Origin of the sequence: Bacteroides xylanisolvens XB1A (assembly GCF_000210075.1) — a bacterium.
GTDB classification, from domain to species: domain Bacteria; phylum Bacteroidota; class Bacteroidia; order Bacteroidales; family Bacteroidaceae; genus Bacteroides; species Bacteroides xylanisolvens.
Genome location: NC_021017.1, coordinates 5054945 through 5060075, shown reverse-complemented (window position 1 = coordinate 5060075; position 5131 = coordinate 5054945). Strand labels below are relative to the sequence as shown.

At 35.3% G+C, this 5131-nt stretch carries 5 protein-coding genes and 1 pseudogene; all 6 read right to left on the bottom strand.

What is annotated here, in order from left to right; genetic code table 11:
• Positions 1-751 (bottom strand): annotated as a pseudogene (locus BXY_RS19775) (toprim domain-containing protein); the annotation flags it as partial.
• Positions 714-1073, bottom strand: a complete 360-nt coding sequence (locus BXY_RS19770; protein WP_134993347.1) for a helix-turn-helix domain-containing protein — start codon at positions 1071-1073, stop codon at positions 714-716. The gene BXY_RS19770 and the pseudogene BXY_RS19775, both read right to left, overlap by 38 nt.
• A 218-nt stretch (positions 1074-1291) precedes the next feature.
• Positions 1292-2137, bottom strand: a complete 846-nt coding sequence (locus BXY_RS19765) for an RteC domain-containing protein (RefSeq protein WP_004319747.1) — start codon at positions 2135-2137, stop codon at positions 1292-1294.
• A gap of 18 nt (positions 2138-2155) precedes the next feature.
• Entirely contained in the window at positions 2156-3499 is a 1344-nt protein-coding gene (gene asnS / locus BXY_RS19760; protein WP_015532770.1) for an asparagine--tRNA ligase, read from the bottom strand.
• A 19-nt stretch (positions 3500-3518) separates the two neighbouring features.
• Positions 3519-3941, bottom strand: a complete 423-nt coding sequence (locus BXY_RS19755; RefSeq protein ID WP_015532769.1) for a YwiB family protein — start codon at positions 3939-3941, stop codon at positions 3519-3521.
• 10 nt (positions 3942-3951) lie between these two features.
• Positions 3952-4836, bottom strand: coding sequence for a radical SAM protein (locus BXY_RS19750; protein ID WP_134993641.1), 885 nt, complete (start codon positions 4834-4836; stop codon positions 3952-3954).
• Positions 4837-5131 lie beyond the last annotated feature (295 nt).

Here is a 5131-nt window from a genome sequence, read left to right as displayed (position 1 = left end):
GAAAACCATGTGCCGCCAATGACATGACATCCTTTTCACCACCCGTGATAAACAGTGTATCACCCTTTGCGGGTAGTTGTTCCAATCCGAAACAATAGTTTTCCCCGAAGTTACCACCATAGAGGAAACGGGTTTTCGAGAATGGACGGTACAGTTTTATGTACCGTTTGTTCTTATACCCGTACATCGGTTCTGTTACGGATGAAGCATAAGTGAACGGTGTTCCATCCGCTGTTACGCTCTGAAAGTCCCGTAAGGAACACACCTTATAAAATTCCAATATTTCCGGTGTAATACCATACTGCTGCCAGTACATCAATTCGGCAAGCGGAAATTTCTGTTCCCTGAATTGGTAGGGTTTGCTTTCCTTTTCAGGTGTTTCTTCCGGCATATCATTTATTATATGGGAAGAAGTACGGGTAACTGGTATCGGATTACCTGTTGCCAGTCCCAATCCCAAATCCCGGTCTATGGTTTCCAGTATTTCCACAAAATCCATTGAGTTGTTGCAGTCCAGTCCTTTGAGTTGCCCCACGAAAAAGAAACAATCACCGCTATAACTGTCGTTGCCGAAATCTTTCATCTTATAGATACCACTTCGGCGGTCGAAATAGATGTTACAGGACGCTTTGTTATCCTCATAAAGCGGGTTTAAGAAATTGCGTCCTATCCGCCAATTACCGGATATGTAATGCTTGAACACGGATAACCCATTATTTGTCCTTTCTAATATTTCTTCTTTCCTTAACATATAGCTGGTGGTTGGTTATCAGGTCATTAATACTGTCCTTATCTCGTCTAATCAGGCGTTCTTCCAATAATCGTTTTATTTCTCCAATCTTGTAGAAATAATGTCCCTTGATATTGGAATAAGTGACTGTCCCAGCTGCCCGCAAGCGTTGTAATGTCCGGTCACTGATTTTTAGAAATGTGCAGACCTCGTAACTATCCACCCAAATTTCATCCTCATTGGTACTTTCCGCTTCTGTGTGATTAAATATATAATCGGCAATAGCGGTAATCTTGTTGTCTAATTCCTTGTAGGCTTTTGACTCAAATGTTATTATCTCCATTTCGCTAACTAATTGATTTGCTGCAAAGTTGAAGCATTTGAAAAAATAAATCTTCCAACCTCTTTCCAAGTTGGTGAATATTTATTTTTCTCTTTTTCAGTAGCAAAAGCAGGGTGTTATTACCTGAAAATGCCGCATTTCATGTCTAAATCGTATAAAAACAAAAACTACCAAGTTGATAATTACTTGGTAGTTTTTATGTGGACTAAATATCTTTATTACAGTTCATCCGATTCCATTCGCTTTAACAGTTGTTCGATTACTGATGTAAAAAAGGCAGTTCGATTTTTCTTTCTGCTTTTGAGAGTTAAATATGTTCGATAATAATCTCCTAAATCTATATCAAAAGCTGCTTCAATGAAAGCCATGATTTCTTTTATTGTCACATTTCCATTATTGAGTGTTGCAATAGCAACAAGTCCATATCCAAACTCTACTGCATCTGATTTAGAGCCAGTCCATTTCAGATTAAAGTCAGAAAGTGCCGCTCGTATTTTAGATATTTGCATTTTCCTGTCTAACAATTGTAATTGTCTATTGAGATATATTCGTAGCATTTCATTCGACAAAATTTTAGCTACTTTGTAATCATATCCAGTAGAAAAGGCTGGGTCTTTATCTAAAAATGCACTATCAACACACAATCTGAAATTCGCTTTATATCGAACAAAATAATAAGAATCTAAGTGGGTTGCTTTCGAACGATAATATTGGTAGAAATCAAGATTTTGGTCAAAGAAATATTTCAAATTATCCAATTGGCAATGAAGATACTCTCGTTGTACATCATCACTGCCAATCGGACGTTTCATCTCAATTCTTGTTATTTTGTAAAAGTATAAATACCGACTAAGAATGTCTGGCTTTATATCTTTAAAGAAATGAATTTCTTCTTCTTCGTTCTGAAATTCATATTTTACAGTCATGCTCCGTAAGTTATCGAATAAAGGTCGTATGACATCTATCATATGCAAAGCATCCTCCACGCAGACATTTTCATCAATGCCAAGCAACTCCATTTCTTCATTTATTCGATGCAATATTTCATTGATATAATCTTGCATGATTGAATTTCGTTATAATCAGAAATTTGCATTTCGGGGTGTACGTGGAAACGGAATAACATCCCGAATGTTTGTCATGCCTGTAATAAACAGCATCAATCGTTCAAAACCCAATCCAAATCCTGAATGGGGAACAGTGCCAAATTTGCGTGATTCAAGATACCACCACAGTTTTTCGGTATTCATATTCAATTCTTTCATTCTCCGCAATAATTTTGTATAATCGGCTTCCCGTTCAGAACCTCCTATGATTTCCCCAATTTTCGGAAATAATACATCCATTGCACGAACTGTTTTCCCATCTTCATTTTGTTTCATATAGAATGCTTTTATCTCTTTAGGATAATCTGTAACAATCACAGGGCGGCGAAAATATTCTTCCACCAAATGACGTTCATGTTCAGCACATAAATCAATTCCCGGTTTTACAGGGTAATCAAACTGACGCCCGGATTCTTGTAAAATCTCTATAGCTTTAGAATAAGGCAAACGCATAAATTCATTATTTGCAACAAAATGTAATTTATCCATTAAACCATTATCTACGTTGTCATTTAAAAAAGCTAAATCACTTTCGCAATTTTCAAGTGCATAACGGATTAGATATTTCAAAAAGTCCTCTGCCAAATCCATATTGTCGTTAATATCATTAAAGGCAACTTCCGGTTCAATCATCCAAAATTCGGAAAGATGACGGAATGTATTTGAATTTTCTGCCCTAAAAGTCGGGCTAAAGGTGTAAATTGCCCCCAATGCTAACGCACCGAGCTCGCCCTCTAATTGTCCCGAAACTGTTAAATTGGCTGGGGAACCGAAAAAATCATCTTTTAATTCCGTTTTGACTTCAAAGAGTTCTCCTGCTCCCTCACTATCCGATGTTGTTATTATAGGAGTATTGAAATAGAAGAATCCTCTTTCATTGAAATAACGATGTATGGCAAAAGCCATATTATGGCGCATACGAAATATTGCGCCAAAAATATTTGTGCGTAAGCGTAAATGAGCAATATTCCGCAAAAAATCTAACGAGTGTTCTTTCTTTTGTAAAGGATATTCCTGTGGGTCGGCAGTGCCATATAAAACTATATTTTGGGCTATTATTTCTCCATGCTGCTGATTTCCAGTAGATAGTGCAAACATACCATCTACCCGAATGGCACTTCCGGTAGTTACCAATTTAAGAAAATCTTTTTTTATCTTTTCATGTTCAGCCACAATTTGCAGATTATGAACAGTTGAACCATCATTTATTGCAATGAAACTAATGTTTTTACTTTGTCTATGCGTTCGTACCCAGCCGTTTACACTTACATTAATATTATAAGTAGTTGTTTTCAATAAATCAATTATTCTTATTTTCATAAAGTCATAATATTATAGTTTACAATACCATTTCATTAATAAATATGGTAAGGGAGTTATTCGAGAGGAACTGGTTATTTATGAATAAGTCATAATTCAACTCAATATGAATATTGTTATCACTAATTGTAGGATGGTAAGACAATGTTTTGATTTTTACATTGAGTTCTCCATCTGTATTAATATAATCAGATTCCGTACATTCTCCCTCTATGAAAGACATTTCAGAGAACAAACTCCCACTTCGGTATAAACAAACAGATTTATTACTGATTACCAATTTGTTTTCAATGATATGTCCACCTTTACATAGTTCTCGATATTCAACAATATGCAGACCATTAACAATAGAATATTTTCCAATAGCATTAGTCACTATCTCGTCAATATAATCAGCATATTGTTGAACACCTTTTACTATAACTCTAATATCTGCTTTCATTAGATAGATTTTATAAATGTGGCAGATTTTCACGATAGCTTCTCAAATAAGATTCGTCTTGCTCTGCTATTTGTTGTTTTAGAAAAGCAATCATTTTTTGTTTATCTGTTTTCAAATTGCCTCTAACCTGAATTAAGTTGGACGCCCCATCCGTTACAAATCGAGCATCAATTTTAAGATTTTCAATCAAAGTCTTCATTTCCTCCAACTTCTCAATTTCAGTTTCTTCTTTCCAGTTACCAGCCTGTATTTCCTTATACAGTTCCGAAGTCGGATAAATTGTTAGCATTGAAGATTCAATTATTTGCGGATGAAGCTGATTGAAGATTTCTGCTGTTACCTTTGCACCCATCTTGCCTTTTCCACTACCATAAATTCCTGTCAAATAAAAGAAGTTATAGGTAATATTTGCTTCTTCCAATTTCTTACATTGCTCAATGATGTCCTTTGATAGAAATCCCTTTCTCATGAAAATCAAAGATTCATCATATCCGGTTTCAACTCCGATTGTAATTCCATCATATCCGAGTTCTCGCAATTCTTTTAATTCTGTAACAGATTTAGGGGTAATGTCCGTAATTCGTGCAAAACACCCTATACTCTGACAAGCAGGGAAGTATTGATGTACCATTTTCGCAAGTGTTTTAAGCTTATTCACACTAAGCACAAATGGGTTTGCACCTGTGAAAAACACCCTTTGTGCGTGTCTATAATAATAACTTGCTTCCTTTAAATCCGATTTTACCTCTTCAATTGGTGATAGCCTAAATTTGAAAGGTAAATCTTCGTATAAAGTACAAAATTTGCAGGAATGGTGAGTACATCCAGCCGTTACTTGAATGAGCATTGAGTATGCTTCGTAAGGCGGTCGCCAAATAGTTCCAGTGTAGTGCATAATTCTTTTTTTATTAGTTAATAATGCATTGTTAAGATACCAAACAAATATACCAATGCGGTAAACATGATATATTAAGTATCTTTTTCGATTGCAAAGATATAAATACACTTAGTATAAAAAAAGAAGTTACTTAAACGTTAGATAGTTACAAAGAGGTAACTATTTTTGCGTATCAGATAGTTACGTGCGAAAAAAAATAAAAAAAGATAGGAATGGTATATTTATAGGGTGATGTAGAGAAGATTTATAAAAAGCACCCGGTGTCCCTCCGGGTGCTTCAACCACAAAAATT